Genomic DNA, 26266 nt, shown 5'->3' with positions numbered 1-26266 from the left:
CAGAGTTAATTTACATATTATTTAGATTCCGTTTGATTTGTATTTACGATTGTACTTTGTTTGTATCCAAGCCTGCCAAATAAATCTGTTCCTTGTATTTTTATGGTATACGTGCTTGGCTTATCCGCTGTATAAAATGAAATTTTTGCTTTTCCATTCGAATCTGTAGCCACATTTGCGTCCCAAAAAATAGTAGACCTTAAATCGGGCGTAGAATTGCCTTTGTTTGTAGCATATTTCGGACTGTAAAAATCTTTTGCCATGTATAATGGCAGTGGTCGATATACATAAACACCTCTATTGGGTAAAGTAAAGGGACCTCTTCCAGCACGTGTTGTGATATCCAAAAAGAAGTAGGCACAACCTTTAAACACTGTAATGTCAACAATATCCGAGGCTTTTAATGTATTGAATATATAATTATTTGTTTGGTAAACATCTGGGCTTAGCGCAGTATTGCTAATGCCATTAATACTAGCATTGTATTGGTCATCAATGCCGGAGGCCGCAATATGAGTATTTATCTTATCAATCATCACATGAGAAATAAGACTACCACCAACTACATAATTAATAAAATCATGTCTAGATATTCTGCCAGAACAATTGTTTGTCCAGAACGAACTTGTGCCAAAGCCATCAATTTTTTCTCTAAGTAGATCTAAAAGTTTTTTTTGTGGATTGATTTCAAGGTCTTCCTTTTTAATTTCCTTAAAAGTTCTGGCATCCCATGCAGTTTTTACAATGAAATTTTTTAACCTAGCCTGCCCTTTAATTTCAACTGCATCAAGTAAGGTACCAGTTCTTATCATCTCTTTCTTTTGCGCTTCATTTATCTTTTCTTGGGATGTTTTATAATAATTTAATTGTGTGCTATCTGAATTTACATACCAAGGCTTAATTAAATCTGCACTAGTTAAATCTGGAGCGTGTATAAATTCATCAACATTTATGGTTGCATTAGATGTTTTGCCTTTCGCATTTTTAATTTTAATGGTGTATGCTGCACTATCAAGTAATGGTAGGTTTTTGAATGTAAATTTTCCGTCAGCATTGCTTATTGTATCTGTTACAAATATGTTTTTGCCTAAAGAAAGTAGGGTTAGATTTACATTTGCAGTAGGTTTATTAAAAAGTCCGGTAAGTTTTCCTTCAATTGTATTGTCTTTTTCTGCCTTAAATTTTATTTCAGGTGCTTTTTGCAACATTATATCCCAGTTATGTCCTATCCAACCTTGTGCTAGTAACAAATGGTCTAAAGCCAACAGGGTTGAAGGTGCTTGATTTTGGAAATACCAAGCTGGACTTTCGATATTTCCTTTAACATCACTTTGTAATAAAAAGTGGCTTATTATGTTGTCATCATTTTCTACCTGTTTAATCTGACCATTATCAGTAATTGCAACAGAAAAACTTCCGCTAAGAGGAGAGCCATCTTCCTTAGTAGCAGTAATTTCTAAATCAACGCTATCTCTTGGTTTATAATTACTTTTGCTGGTAGAAATTTTAACATTAATTATTTGGTTTTGGTTGATGAAAACCTGCCTTTCATTTACAGGCAATGCTTCTGGTGAGAATAATGTGAAATGAATGATACCATCAGGAAAGTCTTGCTTAGGTAGTTTTAATGTGCTAAATCCATTTTTTAAGTTTAGGTTAATATTTATTAAAATTTCTCCAGCAGATTGAGCCATTAATTGGTAGCCTTCCAATCTTTTACCTTCGCTTGCCTTAACATATAGGTACAATGAATCCTTTTTCGAAAGCTGGTCAATACGTAGTGTAGTTCCTTCTTCTTTTGCTATAGGAAGGATTTGTTTTTGCTCTTTTCCATTTAAGTTATAAATAGCGGTATAACTTTCTCCTTTTGTTGGTAGCAAATAAAAACTTCCCATTCCTTTATGAACTGAAGTGAGTTCTGCAATCGTTTCGTTTTTACTATTTATAATTTTGCCCGAAATGTCTTTTCCTAATCCATCATTTCCAATTGCCTTAAATGCAACCTTGCCGAAAATATCGTTTACCATGTATCCACCTTCTGGCATAAATTGCAAATCTAGCTGATCTTGTTTTTGTAGCAGTACTGGTAAAACAGTTTTTCTGGATTTATCTTTTTTATCAACTATAATAATGCTGGTATTCCCAGTGATTATGTTGTTTGATAGTGGGATTTGAGTGTCGAACGTACCATCAAGTTTTGTTTGTAGCTCTGCTTTTGCCAAACGCTTGTTGCCGTTCATTAATGACACCTCAACATCTTTTAAACCAATAGCTTCATTTTTTAAACTGGTAATGCGAACCTTAAGATCTAGGGTTCTATTTGCTGTTGTTGTATTAAGTTGCTGGTAAGAATTTAAAAGCCAAGTTTTGTCTCCTGCATTGCCGATGTTGAAGCTCTTTTGAAAAAAATAATCATTCCCAAAATTCTGTTGCCAGTTGCTATAAGCCCTAATTACATAAGTTCCTTCTTTTAGTTTATTGGTAAGCGCAAAGTCTCCATAACCAAGCCCATTATTAAGGGCAATAACTCTGTTTTCGATAAACTTTAAACTGTCATTAAAAAGTTCTACATAAATTTTGTCTGTTCTGGTGCTTGCTGTGTTGTCTCCATTTAATAAAAAACTCTTAAACCAAAGTGTATCTCCAACGCTGTAATAAGGTTTGTCAAAAGATAGATAGAGCTTTTCTGTTGGTAAAATCTTGTAATAAGCTTCGACTTTATTTGCAGGCTTATTTGTTTGCGCACTCGCACTATTAAATGCTAAAACAAGAAAAATAAATTGCACTAGGTAAAGCGTTTTCATAAAAGAGGTATTAAGTTCTTAACTTCCTTTGGCAGATCTTGTCATTTGTTCAAGCATATCCCACATTTCAGTTGGTATGGCTTCTAATCCATTCATCTGTCCGGCACCCTGTAACCATTCACCACCATCAATAGTGATAATTTCACCATTAATATAACTAGAAAAATCGCTAATTAAAAATGCGGCTAAATTTGCAAGCTCTTGATTATCACCAACTCTCTTTAATGGAACTCGGTTTTTAAAATCAAATTTTTCTGCCAAATCTCCCGGTAAAAGCCTATCCCAAGCGCCTTTGGTGGGGAAAGGGCCGGGTGCAATTGCATTGGTACGAATGCCATATTTACCCCATTCTACAGCTAAAGATCTTGTCATTGCTAATACACCACCCTTTGCGCATGCCGATGGAACAACATATGCAGAACCTGTAAAAGCATAAGTTGTTACAATATTTAAAACTGTGGCTGGTTGCTTAACTTTAATCCAATGTTTACCAAAAGCTAAAGTGCAATTTACAGTGCCTTTTAAAACAATATCTATGATGCTAGAAAATGCATTTGCTGACAATCTTTCCGTTGGGGATATAAAATTACCAGCAGCATTGTTTAATAATCCATCTACTTTACCGAATTTTTCAATTGTCTTTGCTAGAACTTCCTCTACCTGTTCATAATCTCTAACATCACATTGTACAGCTAAAACCTGTCCCCCTGTTTCTGCAGCCATTTCAACTGCTGTTTTTTGCAATACTTCCAACTTACGACTTGTAATGACCAGATTGGCTCCAAGTTTCAGAAAATAAGTACCCATTGCCTTGCCAAGCCCAGTGCCGCCACCTGTTACAACTATCGTTTTGCCCTTCAAAGCATCGTCTCTTAACATTGGTTGATTATACATAATGAAATAGTATTTAATATTTAAATTGTTTATTATATAGTCAACTTTTACGATTTCTTTTGTAAGCTGTCTATAATTGTTTTTAAGATTGCTCTAGTACTCGGCGACCACCATTGTTTAAGCATGATTTCTAAATCGGCACTTTGGTCTGCACTGGTACTTTCAATTAATTCTCTACGAATATTAGTTTTGCTTTGTGACCAGGTATTTCTTTCATAAGACATATATTTTCTAGCCTTGCGCTCTGCAGCTGTTAAAATACTTTCTGGTTTTACCAATTCATCAATTAAGCCAATAGACAATGCTTCTTCTGGATTAAATAATTTTCCTTCTAGCAAACTTCTTGTAGCGTGAGCTTTACCAAGCCAAAATGAGTATAAACTAAAAATGCTATTAGGAACAATAATTCCTACAGGTACTTCATTTAATCCAATAATATATTTCCCTTCTGCCATCACACGAGCATCGCAAGCTAAGGCAATTACACAGCCACCTGCAGGGCTATGGCCATTTATAGCTGCAATTAGCGGTTTCTTAAATGAGGTAATTTTAGCTACAAAGTTTAAAAACAAATGCCAGAAACTTTTGGCTTCTTCCTCATTATAGTTGTAAAGTTCTATAAGATCTAAACCAGCAGAAAAGAAATGCTCTTTTCCAGTTATTATTACTCCACCAATGTTTGCATCAGCTTCGATATTGTGAAGCATATCTTTCAATTCAGTAACCATCTCTCTATTTAAAGAGTTAGATTTTCCTCTGTTAAGTGTTACTATTGCTAAGCGATCTTTTATGGTTACTTCTATTGTTTTCATTTCTGTTATTTTACTTCGTAAGTATATATTTTTCTGCCAATATTTCCAAAAACATCCATTCCTTCAACCGAAACTCTGTAAGTTCCCGGCATACTCGCATTAAAAAAATTGAAATCTGCTTGCCCTTTTTCATTAGTGATCACTGTCGGATTCCAATAAATTGTAGTGCGAAGATCTTGAATTTGTTGATTGGTTTTAGGATCATCGTAATTTGGCGAATAGAATTGTTTAGTTGCAGTAAAACCACGATTTCTAACACTACTTGTATTAGTTGAAGGAGGGTTTTTTCCCGTACTTCCATTTTTTGTAGTAATAAAAACAATCCCCCAATAACCATCTTCACCATAAATAGAAGTATTATAATTACTGGTTAGTACTTCTATTCCTTCAACATCTGAAGGGTTAAGAGATGAGATAAAGCCAGATTGTTCTGCTTGCCTAATATAAACACCATCTAAAATTACCAGCATAGGTTGTTGAGCTTGTGTTAAAGATACTGTTCTTGTAGAAGCCCTCATTATCATTCCATTTTTTATTAAAACACCTGGTATCTTACTGAAAGCTGTTAAAATACTCGTTTCATGCATCAACTTTTCACTTTTTATAACTTGGTCGGCCGCACCACTAGAATTTGCAGAATTGGGTATATTTATTAGTGGTTTCAATACTCTTTTACCAGTAATATTTACAGCTTGCAATTGAATGCTTTTGTCTAGCATGTTAAACTTATTCAATTCATTAAACATGGTCTTTGTGCTCTCAATATAAGTTGCAATATCTACTGTATTACCAATGTATTTTTTTTCGGCAACTTGAGGTGTTTTATTTAAAACAAGGTTGATGTTTTTATTATCCTTGTTGCTTTTACTTTGGATAATGAAAGATGCAGAATCAGGGATTTCTAATCTGTCGAAAACAAAATTTCCTCTCGCATCAGAAAGTGTATCTAATATGAGCGTGTATCCTGGCGTGTTAGAAAACATGATAATTTTAGCATTTGGTAAAGGTTTATCTCCCCATGTATTAATTTTACCTGCAATTTCTAAACTTTGTTCTGGTCTAAAAGTGATGTCAGGTTCTTTGTTGGCAACAATATCACTCCATATAAACCTGCTCCATCCTTGGGTAAGCAAAAGGTTGTCCAAATGTTTTTCTCTATCCGAATTAGCAGTATTGAAGTAATAATTTGGCTTTTCGATAAATCCTTTCAAGTCGGATGTAAGTAATAGATTCGACAGGATTGTTTTTTCCTCATCCTCATCAAACGGGGTTTTGCCAAGGTCGGTAACAGAAACCGAGAAATTTCCATCAATGGGATTTCCGGCCAAATCCTTAACATTAAGTGCTAAGTTCATTTTCTTTTTGGTAGCTGCAGCCTTTGCATTTAAAATTTCGATTTTTAGTTGGTCATTATGGTTTACAAATATCAATCGTTCTGCAATTGGCTTGCTATCTGCATTAAATAAAGTTACTTGTACAATTCCGGTAGGGAAGCTGCTCTTCGGGATATTTGCACTTAAAACGGCCTTGTCAACCTTACTGTTAAAAGAGGCATAAACAGTTCCATTAACTTGTGTAACAACAAATACATCCTTGCCATTGATCAGATCAGCGGTACTGGAAATTCTGATCGACAGATTTTCTGCTACCGAATTTACAGCTAATGCCTGGCCACTTTCTAAAACGTTAGGCAGTTTAAATGATTCTGTTGTGTTATCGGCAAGTGTTACAATTGCCTTGTATTGCTCATTAGGTTGTGGTGTCAATGCAAAAATTCCCATGCCAGCATGTTCTGCAAAAAACTCAGCAACTTTTTCTTTGTCTTTATTGATGATGTAACCACTAACATTGGCACCCATACCGTCAGAGGTTACTGCCTTAAAACCAACTTTACTTCTAATGCCATTTATTAAGTTTCCACCTTCTGGAAAAAATTGAATATTTAGATCTAGTTTTTTCTCATCAACTTTTTTGGAAGATTTGGTATCTAAAATATTTCCGATAGTAATAAATTTTTCGAAAAATAAATCATTACTATAATTTCTCATGTAATTGGTATAGGCCCTTGCACGATACATTCCAGAACCTAATGAATCTAACAAGCTAATGTTCCCAGATGCAAAACCTTTGTCAACAGATAAGGTTAATTTTTTTCTAATTGTGTTCTGACTATCAATTAAATCAACGTAAAGAACGGCACTTAATAATGAAGGTTCATTTTTTTCTGCAGTAACTAAATAGGCTTTTAGCCAAATGTCTTCACCAACGGTATAATAAGGTTTGTCGAAATGTAAATGCACTTTTTCTTGAGGGTAGGTAGCCGTAATTTTGGCTATCTGTTTTAATAGTTTTTCAAGCGGTGTATCATCGGCTCTAAAGCCTAAAATGACGAGCGCTATCAAGCTTAAAATTGATAGTTTGAGCGTGTTTTTCATAGTTATTTATTTAGATAGGTAATTACTTTTCTGCCAAATTTCCCGTAGACATCCATCCCTTCGATGGTGATGCGGTAATTTGTTGACTCGGTGTTTGAAAATTGAATGGTTGCCTTGCCATTCACATTAGCATTTACATTTGGATTCCAATATACTGTTGTGCTATTATTGACAATTTTATTCAGTTCTGCATTAGTTAATGAAGCGGTTTTAAAAGGTTTATAGAATTGCTTTTGAAGCGATAGACCAAAGTTTGTAACTTTTGCTAAGTTAGTAGACAGCAAATTTTTTGGTTTATCAACTTTACCCATTTTAGTTGTTATTAAAATTACTCCCCAATAACCATCATCATAGATTACAGTGTTATAATTTGATGTAAGTACTTCTATTCCTTCTACAGTTGAGGCAGGAATATTTTTAAGTAAATCTTGATCGGGTAGAACGGCTCCGTCTAATATAATTTGCATAGGTTGGGGTTTGCCCTGAAAGTTCGGTGCCATGGAAACCGTATTTGCTTTAGCTCTAATAATCTGTCCATTCTGAATTCTTACTCCTGGAATAGAATAAAATGCATTGAAGATATCCCCTGTTTGATATAATAATTTTTCTTTCCCAATAGTATAGTCTGCAAAGCCGTTTCTACTTTTAGAATGGGCAACATTTTCTATTGGTTTTAACTCCTTTTTACCGGTAATGGTTACTTGATTTAATTTTATACCTGTCGGGTTGATACGTAAAATATCTTCCTGCAATTTCTTTGCACTAATTACATAACTAATCATATCATCGGTTATGATTAGTGGCTTTTTTGCAATTACTCTAGGAGCATCATCTACCACTATTTTAATGTCTTTATTGCTCCCAATTTTTGCTTGGAGAATGAAGCTTAAGGTATCGGTAATGTCTAAACGGTCAAATGTAAATCTTCCATTTTCATCTGCTAACGTATCTAAAAGCATATCAAAACCCGAGCTTACAGACATTAAAATCACTTTTGCTTTTGGTATGGGTTTGTTGTTAAGGTTGGTTACCATACCGCTAATAGTAGTACTTTGCTGCAATTTATTAATAATTGCAATTTCTTTTCCCGCTAATATATCTTTCCAAACAAACCTTCTCCAGCCTTGAGTTAATAATAGATGGTCTAATTGCCTTTCCTTATCAGGATTTATGTTATTAAAATAGTAATTGGGTTGCTCAATGTATCCTTTCAAATCAGAAGTAAGCAATAAGTTAGATAGAATTGTAGTTTCGTTATCCTCATTGTTGGTAACTTTTTCAGCATCAACAACGGCAATAGAAAAATTTCCATCTAACGGATTTTCATTTTCATCTGTGATTAAAAGGTTGATATTGGTTTTACTTTCTCCACCCAAAATTTTACTGGCATTTACATTTATCTTTATCTGATCATTGTGATTGATGAAAATTATCCGTTCTGCAATAGGCAATTTGTCATCAAACAAAGTGAATTGAACAATGCCGGTAGGGAAACCAGATTTTGGAATATTTGCAGTTAATATCGCATTGTCCACTTTTGCTGTTGTGGTATAATAAATTTTTCCTCCACTTTGTGCTATCAAACTTAGCTCTTGATTGTTAATGAGGGTTGGACTAGCGGCTATCTTTACACTAACATTATTCTGATCAGCAATGCTATTTACCGATAAATTATATCCGCTTTCTTGGATCTTTGGTAAATTATAAGTTAGTTTGGACCCATCTTCCTTTTCTAAAATAGCTTTATAATTTTTTCCTTTAATTGGATTTAATGCAAAGCTCCCAATGCCTGCGTGCTCAGCAGAGAATACAGCAACTTTTTCTTGATTTTCATCAATTATGTATCCAGCTAAGTTTACACCAAGCCCATTTTGATTAATTATTTTAATGCCAACCTTGCTTCTTAAGCCATAAATGAGATTTCCTCCTTCTGGAAAAAACTGTACATCTAACTCTTCCTTAGTTTTGCTAGATGGTTTAGTTTTAGCAACTTCTGCAATGTTGGTGATACTTACAAATTTTTCAAAGAAAAATTCGTGATCAAAATTGCGCATGTAGTTTGTGTAAGCCCTTATTCGGTAATTCCCAGTGCTAAGGGAATCAGGTAAAGTTAGTTGCCCAAAAGCTCTGCCGCTATCTACCGCTAGTGTTATCTTTTTTGAAATTTGATTGGTTTCATTGATAAGGTCTACATAAAGTATTTTACTAAGCTCAGAATGTTGATTAGCTGTGGCTACTACAACATAAGCTTTGAGCCAAATTTCTTCACCAGCAATGTAATATGGTTTATCGGTCTGTAAGTGAACTTTTTCTTGAGGATAATCTAAACTGTATTTTTTTAGCTTTTCAATTATTTGCTGTAAGGGGCTGTCATCAATTGTAAAACCCAATACAAAGAGCAAAATAGTTGAGACCGTAACAAATAGATTTTTTTTAGTCATGTTATTTCACTTGGTAATTGAAAATCTTTCTAGCTAAATTCCCTGAAGCATCAATTCCCTCTATAACTACTCTATAATTGCCTGGTTGGTCTGTGTTAAAATAATTAAGATTTGCTTTACCCGTTGGATCTGAAACTAAATGTGGGTTCCAATAAACTGTGGTTCTTAAATCTGGTTTAACATCAGGTGTTACTGTATATTTTGGAGAATAAAATTGTCTAACCCCGTAATATCCCTTTGGTGAATAAGTTACAATGCCAGGAGTATATCTGCTGTAATTACTCTCTGTACCTGCGCCTCTTTTTGTAGTAATTACAATTACGCCATTAGATCCCCCAGAGCCATAAATTGCGGTATTGCCTATGCTTTTTAAAATTTCAACACTTTCAACATCAACTACATTAATATCATCTAAAGTAAAATCAGATCCCATGTTCATCCCATCTAAAACTATCGCCATTGGGCTTCTACCGTTTGCGCCCATACTCCTCATAGAATAAGGTTTGCCATTTGTAATCATTATTCCTGCAACTCTTCCTTGTAAATATTGAGAAAGGAAAGAAACATTTTCTAATTCTTTAGCTGTAATTACTTGATCGGCCCGACCGGCACCATTAAGGTTTTGAGAGTTTGGAGCTGGGTTCTTCTTCTCTACAATATTTACTGTTTTTAACATTATTGTTCTATTCAAGAAGCCCCTCTTCATTTGCTCATCAAAATATTTATTACTTTCACTTAAATAGGGCATTAAAGTTGAGTTTACATTTACTTCAACGTCCCCAGTGTTTTTATTAGTTGTTACTAGCTGGTTGGGCACTATATCTAAATCTATTTGTACATTTTTATTTTCTTTACCGGTACGAGCTTGTACAATAAATCTTGTGCTATCTCCAAAAGCAATCTGATCAAAATTAAATCGACCATTTTCATCACTTAACGTATCTGTAGCAAAAAAACCACCTGATGAAGAAAATAGGGATACTTTCCCTTTAACTACAGGTTTACCACCTTTAGTTATTTTTCCACTAATCTTCATGCTTTTTTCTGGTTGAAAATTGATTGCCGGGTTTTGGTTGTTAATGATGTTCTTCCAATTGATTTTTCTCCAACCCTGAGTTAGTAACAGATTATCTAATTTTTTTCGGGTATTTAAATCGTCATTTAAAAAGTAACTATTTGGCTTTTCTATATAACCTATTAAATCTGATGTAAGCAGAAGGCTAGTTAGAATATTGCTTTCATTTTCTGGGTCTGGAGTAACAATCGACTCGTTGGTAACGGCTACAGAGAAACTTCCCTGTACAGGTTTTTTATCGTTTAAAGCCCTAAAGTTAAAATCTACATTTCCTCGTTTAGCATAAGATGATTTTAAGTTTTCTGCTGATAAATCAATTTTATCTAAAGTATTATTTACAAATGCTAAACGTTCGCAAACAGGTAAATTAGTTGGAGAAAATAAAGTCAGTTGAACTATGCCAGATGGAAATTCAGTCTTTGGAACATTTACTGAAATAAGTTGTTTTGCTGAAGGTATTTTGGTAGAGAAATAAACATTTCCATTATGCTGTGCAACCAAATTTAGATCTCCCTTGTCAAGCAAATCAGTGGTAAGCATAATTTTTATAGCCATTTTAACACTATCTGTATTATTAACGGTTAATACATAGCCACTAGGTTCTGCTTTTGGTAGGGGGATAGTTTTTTCTGTTCCATTTGGCAATTTAACTATAGCCTTGTAGGTTTTGCCAGCTAAGGGGTTTAAGATCATGGCACCCATGCCTAGGTATTTTGTCTCGAATTTCAATATTTCCATATTTTCATTGTCTACCACTCTACCAGAAATGTTTTCCCCTAATCCATTGCTATTTATCGATTTAACGGTAATTTTACTTGGTAAGCCTTCTACTAAACCACCACCTTCTGGAAAAAACTGAACGTCAGTTGATGTGGAAGTGCTTTTTATAGGAATAATCTTAATAATTTTTTGCTTGTCGGCCATGGTAAGCGCAACTGTGATTTTGCCCGATTTATAAATGTTTGGTTGATTGTTGGTGAAATTGATGAGTACTTCGCCATTCGCATTAGTTATTCCTTTTCCCTTACTAATACTTCTCGAACTCAATTGCACTTCGTAATTAACTTCGCTATTTTGATATGGCTTACCATTTTTATCTAAAAATTGTACTGTACTAACCACTTTTTCGGCATTGCCTTCAATACTCAATTGATTTGTGGTTTTAGTAAAGACCTTATTTGCCCAAGAATTACCAATTTTAACAGTTTTGTCAAAAAAGAACTCTTGGCCAGCATTGCGCATCCACTGTGTGTACGCTCTAATTCTATAATTTCCCTCACTAAGCGAATCAGGTAGCTTAAAATCTCCCCAAGATATACCACTTTCCATTGGTAGTTTAATTTGTCTTTTAACAGAATCTCTTTCATTTATGAGTTCAACATAAAGAATATTGCTAATGGTTGAAGGCATTGAGGTTCTACTATCAACAACATAGGCTTTAAACCAAATATCATCGCCAATTGCATAATAAGGTTTATCTAAATGTAGGTAAATCTTCTCCTGAGGATATTTCTTTGTAAATTCTTCTAGTTTTTTGAGCAAAGCCGCAAAAGGATCGTCCTCACTAATAAATGCAGAAAAACTAAATAAGCTAAGTAGCGCAATGGTTATAATAAGTAGATTCCTTTTCATAAAATAGGTAAAATAATAAAGCCTTAAGTTACAAAAACATAAGGCTTTATTGAAATAAATGAATTAAAAAGTTAGTTGATTTTCTAAAAGTTGTTTTTCCACATCATACTTTCAACTGGTTTAGTAGTTTTATTATTGTATTTGGCATCATTCTTTGTATTGTACATATTTCCAATATTTCCATCAACAACAAAATAAATAAGCTGCCCTATAGGCATTCCTGCATAAATACGAACAGGTTGTGCACAAGAGATTTCTAATGTCCAGGTATTACAAAAACCAACATCACCCTTGCCCGCGGTAGCATGTATATCTATGCCTAAACGACCAGTACTGCTTTTTCCTTCTAAAAAAGGAACATGCGCATGTGTTTCCGTATATTCTAAGGTAACACCAAGATATAATGTGCCAGGTTGTAATACAAAACCGTCTTTTGGAATTTCAAAATGATCTATTTTATTATGGGCTTTGGCATCTAAAACCCTGTCTTTATAGGTCGCTAGATATTTACCCAAGTGAACGTCGTAAGAGTTGGTGCCTAGACAGTCTTGATTAAAAGGTTCGATAATGATAGTGCCTTTTTCAATTTCTGCTAGTATATGTTTGTCTGAGAGTATCATTTTATGAAGTATTTAGGGCTAAATTATGATTAATTTAAGATACTTTTGTATTGATTTTCTAAATAAGAGATGCCAGTAGTTTTTAATAAAAAAATCGATGACGATTCTGTACTTTCAGTATGGAAAATTGAAGAGACTGAAGAAGAACTTCTTTCTGGTTTACAGCTTAAACAGCACGAACTTGATGTAATAGCATCTTTAAGTAATGGGAAGCGAGCCTTGCATTGGTTAAGTACGCGTTTGTTGCTTAGAACAATGCTTAATACGGAAGATTATATCGATTGCCAAATGGATGAACACGGAAAGCCATACTTGGTAAATTCTGATAGCAATATTTCCTTAAGCCACTCTTATGATTATGCTGCTGTAATTATTAGCAAAGGCAAACAGGTAGGGGTTGATATAGAATTGATCAAAATGAAAATCAAGAGCATTAAGCACAAATTTCTTTCAGATGTTGAGCTCGCACAAAAGCAAATAGGAGATAATACCAACGGCTTATACGTTGCTTGGTGTGCTAAGGAAGCAATTTACAAATGGCATGGTAAGAAAGGTTTAGAGTTTAAGCAGCACATTCATATTAAGCCATTTAAATTAAAAGATGAAGGGGCTTTGCAGGCACTTGTTGAATTGCCTAGCGGCACAAAAGAATTAACAGTTAACTATTTTAAAACTAAAGATGGTTACATGTTGGGATATGTTGTAGCTTAATTTGAGAGAATGAATAAACAGGTAAAATTTATTGACTGGGGTTTAACTGATTATCAGGAGGCTTGGGATAGGCAAGAAGCAATATTTAATGAAACGGTTGCTTTAAAAACCAAAAATAGAACTGAAAATACTACTGTTGAAACTCCAAACTATCTTGTTTTTAATGAGCATCCTCATGTGTATACTTTGGGCAAAAGTGGTAAACCAGAGAATTTATTGCTTGATGAAGAAGGCCTGATATACAAAAAAGCCACTTATTATAAAATTAATAGAGGAGGGGATATAACCTACCATGGTCCTGGACAAATTGTGGGTTATCCGATATTAGATTTAGATAATTTCTTTACCGACATACATTTGTACTTAAGAACTCTAGAGGAAGCAGTAATTTTAACTTTGGCCGATTACGGTATTGAGGCGGGACGTTTTCCTGGCTTTACTGGTGTTTGGTTAGATGCTGATAATGAAAAAGCTCGAAAAATTTGTGCAATGGGTGTTCGTTGTAGCCGTTGGGTAACCATGCATGGTTTTGCATTTAACGTTAATACCAATCTCAACTATTTTAAACATATTGTTCCCTGTGGGATAGATGATAAAGATGTTACTTCTATGCAAAGAGAGCTCGGAAAAGAATTAGATATTGAAGAAGTGAAAGGTAAATTGAAAAACCATATAGCGTTTCTTTTTAAAATGGAATTAATTTAGTTAATTGCATTTCTCTATTGATAATTTGCTTTTATCAATTCTATTTCATGAAAAAAATTACCTTACTGTTTTTAGTATTTCCCATAATTTCATTTGCGCAAATTAAACTAATGGGTAAGGTTTTAGACGCAAGTACAAGACTACCCATTCCATATGTTAATTTAGAAAATTTCAGTTCGAAAACCGGCTCCCAAACCAATCAAGATGGAGTTTTTGAATTAAATCTGATAAAAGGAAAACAAACAGACACAATTAAAATATCCTGTGTTGGTTATCTGGAAAAATTCATCACCAACTTACAATCTTCTTCAGAAATTGTTTATGAACTTATGCCAGTTATTTTTCAATTAAATGAAGTGAAAATTGGTAAAGGTAAATGGGTAGATAAAGAAATAGGGATTGTGAAGAAGAAAGGTAGAGATATTACCTTTTTTAATCAAATGATACAGAGGCCAGGTTTACAAAGAGCGGTTTTTATGAAAAATGTAGGTAATGAAATAGCATATATTAAAACGCTTTATTTTTATCTCGGCAATGATATGTTCGACGCCCCATTTAGAATTAGAGTTTATGAAAATGAAAAAGGAATGCCTGGCAAGGATATAATGAGCAAAGGGATTGAATTTGCTGCAAGTAAGAAAAATTCCTGGAATGCTTTCGATATTTCATCGTTTAACTTAATCGTTCCGGAAAATGGATTTTGGGTTGCTGTAGAATGGATCAAAAATGATAAATACGCTGCACAAAGTATAACTTACGATGTTAAAAATGCAGATGGCACCAAAACGAAGGGCAAATCATTTACTTATTATGGTCCAGAAATCATTCAAAGATTTGACACAGCTTATGGCCTAACCTATACCAAATATTTAGCTAATAAAAATTGGTTCAAAGACTTTGGTGGTGTCGGCATAAGAGAAAATAAACGACAAGTAAATGTTGACCTCCTCATAAAAGCAACGATTCAGGTTTGTCAATAAAAGTTGATAATTTATAACTAAAGCATGTGTTAAAGCACTCAAAATAGTCTCTTAAAAATTTTGATTCTTTGGCTTAACTATTATCTTTACTTAACTTAAAACTAAAACAAATTTTTTTTATGGATTATTCATCAGATTACTCTTCAGAAGGGGCGGGTATCCTTGCGGGTATTGGCGCTACGTTTATCATTATTTATCTTGCAGTTATTGTAATTGCACTTGCAGGAATGTGGAAAACATTCGAAAAAGCTGGCAAACCAGGTTGGGCTGCAATTATTCCTATCTACAATATTTATATTATGATAGAAATTGTTGGCAAACCAACGATTTGGCTATTATGGTGCTTAATACCTTGCGTTAACTTTGTATTTGTGATTTGGCTTTACAATCTAATTTCAAAAAGCTTTGGTAAAGAAGAAGGTTTTACCGTTGGTCTAGTGCTTTTAGGCTTTATCTTTTGGCCAATTTTAGGTTTTGGAAGTGCAAAGTATTTAGGTCCATCTGCTGCAGAAGCTCAGAATTCGTTTGGCAATAATAATTTTAACAATCCAAATAACCCTTTCAACCAACCACCAACAGATCAAAGTGGTGGTAATGTTTAATTAATTTGCAAGTAATAACTATTTATATTTTATCCGCTTTGTCTTATATTTTAGGCAAAGCGGATATTTTTTTAATCCCTTGTCCATTTAAATACCTCACACATTTAGATTGTCCTGGCTGTGGATTTCAACGTTCTGTTCTAGCTTTATTTCAAGGAAATTTTTTAGAGAGTTTCCAATTATATCCACCAGCAATTCCTTTTCTATTGAGTGCAATTGCGGGTATTTCAGTCTCCATTTTAAAAAAGAATACAGAATCTAAGCTTCTTAAAATCATGTATTTTACAACTGGAGCAATTGTAGTGATCAACTATGTTTATAAAATTGCTACTCACCAATTGCATTAAAAAAATCTTTTACTTATGTTTTTTCGTAAATTGTAAGATGAGATTTTATGCTATTTTATTGTCTTTTTGTTTATTATTGGCCTGCAATAAAAATACTGAACAAGCAATGATCAATACTTCTGCGGCTAAAAATGGCGATGCATTAACCTATCTCGCTTTAGGAGATTCTTATACAATTGGGGAATCGGTAGCCCAAAAAGAATCCTTTCCTTACCAGCTTGTTTCGAAGCTGAAAGCTCAAAAAATAAACGTTGCAGTAAATCCCAAAATTATTGCAAAAACAGGATGGACTACAGATGAACTTCAGACTGCAATTAAAACAGAAAATATCACTCAAAATTATGATATCGTAACCTTATTAATTGGGGTAAATAATCAATATAGAGGATATTCAGTAACAACATATCGTACAGAATTCAAAGCACTTTTACAAACTGCAATTAACTTTGCTGGTAAAAATAAGAAACATGTTTTTGTTGTATCTATACCAGATTGGGGCGTAACTCCTTTTGGTAAGGGGAGCGGCAGAAATATTCAAGCCATATCTTCAGAAATTGATGCTTTTAATGCCATTAATAAAGAAGAAACTTTAGCAGCAGGGCTTAGTTATACTGATATTACTACAGCTTCTAGAAACGCAGCAACAGATGCATCGCTGATAGCTACTGATGGTTTACATCCATCTGATAAAATGTATGCTGAATGGGCTGCAAAAGTAGCGCATGCAGTTGCTGAGGCTTTTAGATAATCAGACAGCTTTAGAAGTTACCTGATTGTAGTCCATGATTATCGTTTTTAAAAACTCAAGCTCGTTCATATTTGAAGGAATCTCAATGCTTAAATAATTAGAAACTTTTGCTGCCATCTGATAAATTAAATCATGGTTAAAGGTTTTCTGATAAGTTGTTAAAACTTCATGTATCAGCTCAATATCTCTATCTTTCATTTGGCTTACACTACTAAAAACAGGAATATATTCTTCTATTACTGGATGAAATGCAATATGCTGAAATTGAGTACGGGGTACTGTTTTAATTAATGTTGTACCCGCAACAATATCTCCTATTCGTTGTTTATTGTCAGTAACTGCAACACAAATTAATGCACCTAGCCATTGGGTTAGGGTAAAATCTACTATTCTAAAAATCCAACGTATAAAATATTGACCAATAGTGGGTTGTGAGCCATCAAGGCTGATGACTTTTATTTTTAATAAACGTTTTCCAATGCTTTGTCCATTCATGAAAATTTCACAAAGCAAATCATAAAAGACAAAACCAACGCCATAAATGATAAGCATTATGGTAATTACAATGCCACCACTAGCTATAATCCCCATTACAGAAAATAGAATTAAAAAAACAAGAAATACAGCTACAAACAGTCCAAAATCTATTAACCTTGCACCAACACGTTCACCTAAACCTGCTACTGGATAATCAATATCTATATGTTGACTGGTATTTACTTTAACTGTTTCCATGGTTTCAATTATATGATTTTTATTTTTTATTGACTAATTAAAATTTTGTTTTATTTTAACGGAAATTTAACTGGAAAATTTAGCTATTTATGAGAGAGGCACTGTTTGTAAAGCAGAATTCCGAAAAATGGAAAATGTATGAGCACTTGCAAACAAATAATCCAGATGAATTGGCACATCGTTTCATAGATATTACAAATGATCTAGCCTACGCAAAAACTTTCTATCCTAAATCTCGAACTACAGCTTACTTAAATGGTATAGCCTCTGTTCTCCACCAAGCCATATATAAAAATAAAAAGGAAGAAAGTGGTCGATTTATCCGCTACTGGAAATACGAATTACCTTTATTGTTTTATAAATACCGTAAGCAAATCCTGTATTCATTTATTTTTTTCTTTATCTCTTGTAGCATAGGGGCGTTATCAGCTAAATATGATGATCGTTTTGTTCGCCTAATTATGGGTGATGGTTATGTAAATATGACCAATGAGAACATTGCAAAAGGAGATCCTTTTGGTGTTTATAAAAAAACAGGAGAATTTGAAATGTTCTTTCAAATTGCTACCAACAATGTTTGGGTATCATTAGTGATGTTTGCTAGTGGGGTGATTTTTTCGATAGGCCCAGTTTTTTTTCTCCTTAGAAATGGAATCATGCTTGGTGCTTTTGAATATTATTTTTTTAGCAAAGGCTTAGGTGCCCAATCTATTTTAGTGATTTGGATTCATGGAACTCTAGAAATCTTGTCAATTATTATTGCTGGTGGTGCCGGATTAGTTTTGGGCCATGGCTTGCTCTTCCCAAAAACCTATACACGTTTAGTTGCCTTTAAAAACAGTGCTAAAGACGCTACTAAAATAGCCTTGGGTCTTGTACCTATTATTTTATTAGCAGCATTTTTCGAAAGTTACATTACACGCCATACCGAAATGCCAATTTGGTTAAGCATTAGTATTTTAGCTGGGTCATTAATTTTTATGATTTGGTACGTGGTTATTTACCCCATTATTTTATATAAACGCACTCAAAATACCTAGAATGAAAGAGAAAGTAGAATTTAGAAAATTACGAGAATTTGGAGATTTAATAGGAGACACCTTCCTATTTATCAAGCAAAACTTTAAACCATTAATGAAGTCTTTTTTCAGTTTAACTGGTATTTTTATAGTGGGTGGAATGTTAAGTTCTATACTTGCCCAAGTGCAGATGGTAAATATTAGCCAAGCTGCAGGTTCAACTTATGATGATAGCCCCAGATCAATGTTGTACAATGTTGGTTTCAATTACTTCTTGGTTATTATTTTTATGATTTTAAGCTACACTTCCATGTATGTTTCTATTTTAAGTTACGTTGCTTTATATATAGAAAAGGGAAAGGTTGCACCAACTGTTTCTGAAGTTTGGGCCTACTTTAAATATTACTTTTTTAGAATGATGGGTAGTGGTATTCTTATTTCAATTTTTATCACAATTTGTTTTGTATTGTGTTTATTGCCAGGGATATATGTTTTTCCTGCTGTTTCATTATTTGCACCAATAATGATCTTAGAAAATGGAAGTTTTTCTCATTCGTTTGATCGTTCTTTTAAATTATTGAAAAATGAGTGGTGGATTACTGCTGCGGTTTTATTAGTTATCTATGTAATATTTTATGCATTTAGTACAATAGTACAATTGCCAGCAATTATTATTATGATGATTGGAGCATTTACACAGGGTGAAAAAACAATAACTAATGCCTACGCTGTTATTTCAGCAGTTTCACAACATATCTCTTACCTATTTATGATCATCCCGATTATCTGCTCAACATTAATTTATTGCAATTTGGTTGAGCGTAAAGAGAATTTTGGCTTATTCCAAAGAATGGGAGAACTAGGGCAAGAGTCAGAACAAGACAATTCTATTCAAGAGGAATATTAAAATGCGTTTACTGTTACTTGCTTTACTTCTTTTTACATGCACATTAGGTGTTGAAGCAACGGTTTTGCAAAAAAAAAGGGTTGCCACAAAAGTTGCTGTGGTAAAAAAGCCATTGATTTTAAAAATAGATAGCAGTAAAGTTTCACTACGTAAATTTGATGAGCAATCTATAACAGATTATAGCAAGCAAAAAGAGTTTATGTATGATGATGTTGCTCCTAAGTCCTTATCATGGTGGGATAGGTTTTGGCATTGGATTTGGCGAATAATTGGTGAACTTTTAAGGGGTAAAACATCTGGCAGTATTATTAAATACTTGCTAATAGCTATAGTAATTGCATTAATTGTATTTGCAGTATTTAAACTTATAGGATTAGATTATAAGTTGCTCTCAGGTAAATCTAAAACGCTCGAAGTACCATTTGAAGAGAGCTTAGAGAATATCCATGAAATTGATTTTGACGAACAGTTAACTGCCGCCCTGCAGAGTGGGAATTATCGTTTAGTAGTTCGTCTTTTATACCTAAAAACTTTAAAACAATTAACAGATAAACAATTAATAGATTGGCAACCTGAGAAAACAAATCAAACCTATGTTTTAGAACTAGCCAACCAAACTTATCAGCAAGACTTTACTATTCTAACTAATCAATTCGAATACATTTGGTATGGAGAATTCCATATTGATAAAGATACTTTCGAGACAATTCATCAATCTTTTCAACAGTTTAATCAGAAAACAGCATGAATGGATTAAAGAAATATCTAATTATTGGAAGTATTTTAATTGTGGCTTATTTAGTTGCACAATATTTTAAACCTAAGCCTACAAATTGGTCGCCTACCTATCTATCAGAAGATAAAATTCCTTTTGGCACTTATATTTTACGCCAGCGTATCAATGATATATTTCCTAATACAAAAGTAAAGCCAGTACAATCTGCAGTTTACAACAACATTAAAGAACGGGCTTCTGGGAAATCTAATTATTTTATCATAGCATCTACCCTTAGCGTAGATAAGTTAGATTATCAACAAATGGTAAAATATATGCAGTCGGGCAACAATATTTTTATCGCTGCTTATCAAATAAAAGGAATTTTGTTAGATACTTTAAAGCTAAATATTGTATCTGATTTTAATTTTCAGAATAAGAGAAAGTATCCGATCAACTTTGTTAACCCAGCCCTAAAGAGAGAATATGATTACTATTTTGATAAAGGAATTAGTGAACAATACTTTTCGAAAATTGATACTGCTAAAGCAATTGTTTTAGGGCAAAAACAAAATTCAACTGCAAATTTTGTTCAGTATAAATTTGGTAAGGGGTCGCTATTTATTCTTCCAAATCCACAGTTGCTAACAAATTACAGTTTGCTTAGGGAAGATGGAATGGATTACGCAGCTAAAGCATTTTCTTATTTACCAAATGCCGAAACTTTTTTATGGGATGAGCATTTCACAAGGAAAAATTCTCAAGATAGCTCAACACTTAGGGTGCTTTTTAAATACGATCAATTAAGATGGGCCTATTATATTGCTCTATTTAGTTTAATTGCTTTTGTGCTGTATGAGGTTAAACGAAGACAAAGGATAATCCCAGTAATCGATAGACTTAAAAATACATCAGTAGAGTTTGTAAATGTGGTGGGTAGAGTTTATTATCAGCAACGAAATAATAGAGATATCGCGGAGAAGAAAGTGATGTATTTGTTAGCATATATCCGTAATAAGTATCGTTTAAAAACAACAGATATAAATCAAGAGTTCAGAGAATCTTTAGTGAAAATTTCTAGTGCAACTGCGGATATAATTGATGAACTTTTAACAGAGATTAATTATTTAAAAGCAGGACATACTGTGAGCGATCAACAATTGATACGCTTAAATAAATTAATAGAGCAATTTTATAAACTAGACCAATAAATATGGAACAAGACGAGATGTTTAATCAAAGAACTGATTTAACCCAGTTAAATATAGCAGTAGAGCAAATTCGACAATCATTAGGCAGTATAATAGTTGGTCAGAAAGATACGATAGACTTATTAATTGCTGGTTTATTGGCAGATGGACATTTGTTAATTGAAGGTGTGCCTGGTGTTGCCAAAACTTTAAGCGCAAAACTGATGGCCAGATCTATTTCGGCAACATTCTCTAGGATTCAATTTACACCAGATTTAATGCCTTCGGATGTTTTAGGAACAGCAGTGTTTAGTCCAAAAACAGCAGAGTTTCAGTTTAGACAAGGGCCGATATTTGGTAATATTATTTTGGTAGATGAAATCAATCGTGCACCTGCAAAAACGCAATCTGCACTATTCGAAGCAATGGAAGAACGCCAAATTACAGTGGATGGACATACTTATAAACTGGAAGAACCTTTTATGGTTTTGGCTACTCAAAACCCTATAGAACAAGAAGGAACTTACCGTTTGCCAGAGGCACAACTAGATCGCTTTTTATTTAAAATAGAGGTCAAATATCCTACGTTGGAAGAAGAAATAGAAATTTTAACTAATCAGCATCAACAAAAGACAGAAGATCAGTTATTAGAGATTAAACCTATTTTATCTGTAGCACAAATCATATCCTTAAGAGCTACAATTAAAGCTTTATTTGTTGAGGCTAAATTGCTGGCTTATGCAGCGCAGATAACACATGAAACCAGAAATAACAAATCACTTTATTTAGGTGCTTCACCAAGGGCATCTTTAGCTATGGTGAATGGGGCAAAAGCAATTGCAGCAATGGCTGGTAGAGATTTCGTAACACCAGATGATATTGTAAAAGTTGCTGCGCCAGTTTTAGCCCATAGAATTATGTTAAGTCCGGAAAAAGAAATGGAAGGCTTAACTGCTGCAGATATTGTTGCCCAAATTATTAAAAAGATAGAAGTGCCTAGATAGTATTTCGTAAAGCGAATAGCAATTAAAATGAAAAGTTTTTTTAGAAAATATTACACAGACCTATTTTTAGGTAAAAGGTTATTTATTGCGCTGGGTATAAGTGTAGCCTTGTTTTTGTTTTCTTTCTTTTTATCTTTTTTAGGTGATCTGCCTTACTTCTTTTTTGGTGCCTTAATAGTTTTAGTTGCTGTTGATTTATTTATCCTTTACAGAAATGATAAAGGAGTTTTTTTAAGAAGAGAAATTCCTGATCGTTTAAGTAATGGCGATGAAAATGAACTCAAAATTTACCTAGAAAATTTTTATTCTTTTGCAGTAACTGTTGGTATTATAGATGAAATTCCATTTCAGTTTCAAAAAAGAGACATCTGGTTCTCTACTAGCTTGTCATCTCGTGAGCAAAAAATAATTACTTATAATTTACGTCCTACAAAACGTGGTGAATATCATTTTGGAATTTCTAGACTGTACGTGCAATCGCCTTTGGCATTGTTAAGTAGAAGGTTTAATATTGGCACCGAAAAAACTGTACCTGTTTATCCCTCTTTTTTAAAGTTGAGGCAATATGAGCTTTTAGCAGTATCTAATCGATTAACAGATATTGGGATTAAAAAAATGAGAAGAATTGGGCACAGCATGGAATTTGATCAAGTAAAAAATTATGTGTCTGGTGATGATTATAGGACTGTTAACTGGAAAGCAACTGCTCGAAAAGGCGATTTAATGGTTAACTCTTATACTGATGAAAAAGCCCAGCATATTTATTGTATTATAGATAAATCTAGAGCAATGAAAATGCCTTTTGAGGGATTGAGCTTATTAGATTATGCCATTAATGCAAGCCTAATTTTAAGTAGTGTGGCATTGGTAAAACAAGATAAAGCAGGGCTGATTACCATTGCTGAAAAAACAGGAAGTTTGGTGCCGGCTGATAGAAGACCAACGCAGCTCAACAAAATAATGGAAGTATTGTACAAAGAGAAAACCCGCTACCTAGAAACAGATATGGAAGCTTTGTACATTAGTGTAAGGGCAGCTTTAAAGCAACGAAGCTTGGTTGTTTTCTTTACCAATTTCGAAAGCATGTCTGCCTTAGAAAGACAATTGCCCTTTTTAAAACGCATTGCAAAATTTCACTTGTTATTGGTGGTGTTTTTTGAAAATACCACTTTAAAATCTTTAAGTGAAGAACCTGCTCAAAATGTAGAAGGAATTTACATTAAAACTATAGCAGAGAAGTTTGCTTTTGAAAAGAAACTGATGATTAAAGAACTAACCAAACATGGCATTTTAAGTTTATTAACGCAGCCACAAAACTTAACTGTTAATGTAGTAAATAGGTATTTGGCAATTAAAGCTAGGCAACAGATTTAATTCTGATTGTTATATTTGACAAAAAAAGCGATGTCTAACTTTTTGCTCATCTTTATCTGTATTATAGCAGGTATATTTTTCAGAAAATCTGGTTCATTGCCAAAAGATGCACACAAAGGTATCAATACCTGGATTATCAACTTGGGTTTACCTGCCATTTCCTTTAAATATTTACCCCATTTAGATTTTAAACCCGAGTTGCTTTTTTTAGCATTATCGCCAATTTTAGTATGGGCTTTCGGTTGGCTATACATTACAATTTATGGCGCCAGCAATAAAAAAATTAGTAAAGCAACACTTGGGGGCTTAAAATTAACTGCCTTGTTAAGTAATACTTCTTTTGTGGGTTTTGCATTAATCACCGCTTATTTTAGCGAAAAGGAAATTGGCATTGCCATTATTTGCGATCAGATAACTTTTGCTATTTTATCAACCATTGGTATTTTTGTAGCCATTAGATCATCGCAAGATCAAAAATTAGAAGCGAAGATCTTAATCAAAAAAGTGATTACTTTTCCACCAATCTGGGGATTTGTACTGGCATTGATTTTACCCCGCTTTATTGACCTTTCCCCATTAGATCAGTTTTTCGATAAAATAGCCGCAACTGTTGGTCCATTAGCTTTATTTTCTGTTGGTCTACAATTAAAGTTTGGAGGTTGGGCAAGTGAAATTAAACATATCAGTACTGCTCTATTGTACAAATTAATGTTGGCTCCGTTGTTAATTGGCATTGTTGCATTACTATTTGGACTTAAAGGTATGGTGCCTAAAATTGCCATTTTTGAAGCTGCAATGCCAACTTTAGTTACAGCAGGGATTGTTGCAGATCAATATAATCTTAATCCAAAACTTTCTAATCTCGTAGTTGGGGTAGGGATAGCCTTGTCGTTTATCTCAACAGGAATTTGGTATGTGATTTTAACTTATTTAGGATTATTTTAATATCAATTGTCATTCCGACTTAGGAGGAACCCGTAGGTTTGAATTCTAAGAAATAGGTTCTTCACCTCATTCAGAATGACAAAAGTAGATTGCTTAACCTAATGAACCAACGAGCAAATGACTAATTTAACATTCAGGTAAGCTTAACGGTATATTGGTTGCCAAACCACCATCAGATGTTTCTTTGTATTTAGAATTCATATCTAAAGCAGTCTCCCACATTGTATTCACCACTGCATCTAGGCTCACCTTTGCCTTATCAGGATTACTTTGTAATGCCAATTGACTAGCGGTAATCGCCTTAATGGCACCCATGGTATTACGTTCGATGCAAGGAATTTGCACCAGGCCGCCAATAGGGTCGCAGGTTAAGCCTAAATGGTGTTCCATGGCAATTTCTGCCGCCATTAAAACTTGACGCTGTGAGCCGCCCAAAACTTCTGTTAAGGCTGCGGCTGCCATTGCAGAAGAGACCCCGATCTCCGCTTGGCAACCACCCATAGCTGCAGAAATTGTAGCTCCTTTTTTAAAAATGCTTCCAATCTCAGATGCACAGGCAATAAACTGAATAATTTTATCTTCTTCATAACCATCGCAAAAAGCAATGTAATATTGCAGTACAGCAGGAATTACACCTGCAGCACCATTGGTTGGTGCAGTAACTACACGCCCGAAAGCTGCATTTTCTTCATTTACTGCAAGTGCAAAACAACTTACCCAATCTAGAATATAGTTGAAACCATTACCCCCATTTCTAATTGCAAGTAACCAACTATCATAATCAGTATAAGTTTGCCCGCCAATTAAACGTTGATTTAATTTCTGCGCTCTGCGGGCAACATCTAATCCGCCAGGTAAAAAACCACCAGTATGTGAACCTCTATAAATACATTCTTTAATTACCTGAAAATGCTGTAAAATGCCTTTCTTAGTTTCGGCTTCCGTACGCCAAGCAGCTTCATTTTCCATAACTACTTCGCTTACTTTTAAACCAGTTGATAAACACCAATGTAAAAGTTCACTTGCTTTTTCTACAGGGAACGGAAGATCTACTTGTTCTTTCTCGCTACCATTCTCTCCATCTTTAACTACAAAACCACCACCAATAGAGTAATAAGTTTCAGAAAAAGCTTTTCCAGTTGTTAAGAAAGCTTGAAAAGTTACTGCGTTTGGATGGAAGGGAAGACTCTCCATAAAGAGAAAAATCAAATCATCGTTATATGAAAAGTTGATTTCTTTGTTGCCGCCTAAGGTTAATTTTTGACTCTCTTTAATCCCTGCTATGGTGCTGTCGATTGCGTTTACATCAAATGTCACCGGATCTCCTCCTGCCAGGCCTAATAGAATAGCGATATCTGTGCCATGCCCTTTTCCGGTTTTAGCCAAAGAACCATAAAGTAATATTTTTACCTGCTCAACCTCGCTTAACAAACCTTGTTTTGCTAGAGATGTAGTAAATTGTTCAGCAGCTCTCCATGGGCCTAGAGTGTGAGAACTTGAAGGACCAATCCCTATCTTAAAAATATCAAAAACTGAAATCTGTTCATTTGGCATGCGCAAATTTACAATAG

Annotated in this window: 22 protein-coding genes; 13 read left to right on the top strand and 9 right to left on the bottom strand. The window is 34.0% G+C overall.

Annotated features, from left to right (window positions below; translation table 11 throughout):
• Positions 1–17: 17 nt before the first annotated feature.
• The 7 genes from FA048_RS01550 to dcd form a co-directional block, all read right to left on the bottom strand.
• Positions 18–2804, bottom strand: a complete 2787-nt coding sequence (locus FA048_RS01550; protein WP_136838276.1) for a hypothetical protein — start codon at positions 2802–2804, stop codon at positions 18–20.
• A gap of 18 nt (positions 2805–2822) precedes the next feature.
• Positions 2823–3698, bottom strand: coding sequence for an SDR family oxidoreductase (locus tag FA048_RS01545; RefSeq protein WP_136838274.1), 876 nt, complete (start codon positions 3696–3698; stop codon positions 2823–2825).
• Between the two features lie 47 nt (positions 3699–3745).
• Positions 3746–4510 (bottom strand): enoyl-CoA hydratase/isomerase family protein, encoded by a 765-nt coding sequence (locus tag FA048_RS01540; protein WP_136838272.1) that lies wholly within the window; start codon positions 4508–4510, stop codon positions 3746–3748.
• Between the two features lie 5 nt (positions 4511–4515).
• Positions 4516–6945 carry a TonB-dependent receptor plug domain-containing protein gene (locus FA048_RS01535; protein ID WP_136838270.1) on the bottom strand — a complete coding sequence of 810 codons (2430 nt, stop codon included), beginning with the start codon at positions 6943–6945 and terminating at the stop codon, positions 4516–4518.
• A gap of 2 nt (positions 6946–6947) precedes the next feature.
• Positions 6948–9386 carry a hypothetical protein gene (locus tag FA048_RS01530; RefSeq protein WP_136838268.1) on the bottom strand — a complete coding sequence of 813 codons (2439 nt, stop codon included), beginning with the start codon at positions 9384–9386 and terminating at the stop codon, positions 6948–6950.
• 1 nt (position 9387) lies between these two features.
• Positions 9388–12093 carry a TonB-dependent receptor plug domain-containing protein gene (locus tag FA048_RS01525; protein ID WP_136838266.1) on the bottom strand — a complete coding sequence of 902 codons (2706 nt, stop codon included), beginning with the start codon at positions 12091–12093 and terminating at the stop codon, positions 9388–9390.
• 83 nt (positions 12094–12176) lie between these two features.
• On the bottom strand, positions 12177–12713 hold the full coding sequence (gene dcd, locus FA048_RS01520) for a dCTP deaminase (protein WP_136838264.1): 537 nt from the start codon (positions 12711–12713) through the stop codon (positions 12177–12179).
• A gap of 69 nt (positions 12714–12782) precedes the next feature.
• On the opposite strand from dcd, the gene FA048_RS01515 reads away from it, so the two are divergent.
• The 6 genes from FA048_RS01515 (at position 12783) to FA048_RS01490 (ending at position 16806) form a co-directional block, all read left to right on the top strand.
• Entirely contained in the window at positions 12783–13424 is a 642-nt protein-coding gene (locus FA048_RS01515; RefSeq protein ID WP_136838262.1) for a 4'-phosphopantetheinyl transferase family protein, read from the top strand.
• 9 nt (positions 13425–13433) lie between these two features.
• A complete protein-coding gene (lipB, locus tag FA048_RS01510) occupies positions 13434–14129 on the top strand; it encodes a lipoyl(octanoyl) transferase LipB (protein ID WP_136838260.1) in 696 nt (231 codons plus the stop codon).
• A gap of 47 nt (positions 14130–14176) precedes the next feature.
• Positions 14177–15109, top strand: coding sequence for a carboxypeptidase-like regulatory domain-containing protein (locus tag FA048_RS01505; protein WP_136838258.1), 933 nt, complete (start codon positions 14177–14179; stop codon positions 15107–15109).
• Between the two features lie 119 nt (positions 15110–15228).
• Positions 15229–15711, top strand: coding sequence for a DUF5684 domain-containing protein (locus FA048_RS01500; RefSeq protein WP_136838256.1), 483 nt, complete (start codon positions 15229–15231; stop codon positions 15709–15711).
• Between the two features lie 38 nt (positions 15712–15749).
• Positions 15750–16058 carry a DUF2752 domain-containing protein gene (locus FA048_RS01495; RefSeq protein WP_225872448.1) on the top strand — a complete coding sequence of 103 codons (309 nt, stop codon included), beginning with the start codon at positions 15750–15752 and terminating at the stop codon, positions 16056–16058.
• Between the two features lie 37 nt (positions 16059–16095).
• Positions 16096–16806, top strand: coding sequence for an SGNH/GDSL hydrolase family protein (locus FA048_RS01490; RefSeq protein WP_136838252.1), 711 nt, complete (start codon positions 16096–16098; stop codon positions 16804–16806).
• Here the strand turns inward: FA048_RS01490 and FA048_RS01485 are convergent, their stop codons facing one another.
• Complete coding sequence (locus FA048_RS01485; protein ID WP_136838250.1) at positions 16807–17541, bottom strand: RDD family protein; 735 nt, start codon at positions 17539–17541, stop codon at positions 16807–16809.
• A gap of 89 nt (positions 17542–17630) precedes the next feature.
• Here FA048_RS01485 and FA048_RS01480 point away from each other — a divergent pair, with 89 nt between their 5' ends.
• The 7 genes from FA048_RS01480 to FA048_RS01450 are packed head-to-tail and all read left to right on the top strand — an operon-like array spanning position 17631 to position 24695.
• Entirely contained in the window at positions 17631–18581 is a 951-nt protein-coding gene (locus tag FA048_RS01480; RefSeq protein ID WP_136838248.1) for a stage II sporulation protein M, read from the top strand.
• A gap of 1 nt (position 18582) precedes the next feature.
• Positions 18583–19467 (top strand): hypothetical protein, encoded by an 885-nt coding sequence (locus FA048_RS01475; RefSeq protein WP_136838246.1) that lies wholly within the window; start codon positions 18583–18585, stop codon positions 19465–19467.
• Between the two features lies 1 nt (position 19468).
• A complete protein-coding gene (locus FA048_RS01470) occupies positions 19469–20215 on the top strand; it encodes a DUF4129 domain-containing protein (RefSeq protein ID WP_136838244.1) in 747 nt (248 codons plus the stop codon).
• Positions 20212–21393 (top strand): DUF4350 domain-containing protein, encoded by a 1182-nt coding sequence (locus FA048_RS01465; protein WP_136838242.1) that lies wholly within the window; start codon positions 20212–20214, stop codon positions 21391–21393. The genes FA048_RS01470 and FA048_RS01465 overlap by 4 nt, the downstream gene beginning before the upstream one ends.
• A 2-nt stretch (positions 21394–21395) precedes the next feature.
• On the top strand, positions 21396–22376 hold the full coding sequence (locus FA048_RS01460) for an AAA family ATPase (RefSeq protein ID WP_136838240.1): 981 nt from the start codon (positions 21396–21398) through the stop codon (positions 22374–22376).
• 27 nt (positions 22377–22403) lie between these two features.
• A complete protein-coding gene (locus tag FA048_RS01455; protein ID WP_136838238.1) occupies positions 22404–23750 on the top strand; it encodes a DUF58 domain-containing protein in 1347 nt (448 codons plus the stop codon).
• A gap of 30 nt (positions 23751–23780) precedes the next feature.
• The gene (locus FA048_RS01450; protein ID WP_136838236.1) at positions 23781–24695 is read left to right on the top strand and encodes an AEC family transporter; all 915 of its coding nucleotides are present in this window, start codon (positions 23781–23783) and stop codon (positions 24693–24695) included.
• Between the two features lie 126 nt (positions 24696–24821).
• Here FA048_RS01450 and FA048_RS01445 read toward each other — a convergent pair whose 3' ends face one another.
• Positions 24822–26249: an L-serine ammonia-lyase gene (locus FA048_RS01445; protein ID WP_136839377.1), complete on the bottom strand. Its 1428-nt coding sequence runs from the start codon at positions 26247–26249 to the stop codon at positions 24822–24824.
• Positions 26250–26266 lie beyond the last annotated feature (17 nt).

It is taken from the genome of Pedobacter polaris (assembly GCF_005116505.1).
In the GTDB taxonomy this organism is placed as follows: domain Bacteria; phylum Bacteroidota; class Bacteroidia; order Sphingobacteriales; family Sphingobacteriaceae; genus Pedobacter; species Pedobacter polaris.
This window is presented reverse-complemented; position numbering and strand designations above follow the sequence as displayed.